At 38.5% G+C, this 343-nt stretch carries 1 protein-coding gene; it reads right to left on the bottom strand.

Annotated elements, in window-relative coordinates; translation table 11 throughout:
• A partial coding sequence (locus GOQ16_RS18375) for a hypothetical protein (protein ID WP_160070460.1) occupies positions 1-231 on the bottom strand: 231 nt, incomplete at its 3' end.
• Between the last annotated feature and the right edge of the window lie 112 nt (positions 232-343).

Here is a 343-nt window from a genome sequence, read left to right as displayed (position 1 = left end):
ACGTGGCATATTGGGTGGGAACATAATACATGATGGTGTAGATGTGCGTGTGGGGTGAAGATAATCATGCAAAGTTCTGTAAGGTGCATCATGCTCACTATCAGACATTGTGTTACGTGATGTGGTGGTCGTGGCAATAAATGTAGTGTCAAAAATAGGGTTAGGAAGAGATTCAAACACTGGACGAAGTCTTTCGGTAGAGCTTCCTATATCGCCTCGATCCCTGCTCATAAACACAAGCAAAAGAAAGAAAAAAATGGAACTATGTGAAAAACAAGAGATAATAACGAGAGAAAATAAACTAACTAAAAAAAATTAAAATGAAAAAGGGAACGAAGTCACC

It is taken from the genome of Sphingobacterium bovisgrunnientis, from assembly GCF_009829085.1.
Lineage (GTDB): Bacteria > Bacteroidota > Bacteroidia > Sphingobacteriales > Sphingobacteriaceae > Sphingobacterium > Sphingobacterium bovisgrunnientis.
The sequence above is the reverse complement of the archived record's forward strand: the minus strand, read 5'-3'. Positions and strand labels throughout refer to the sequence as shown.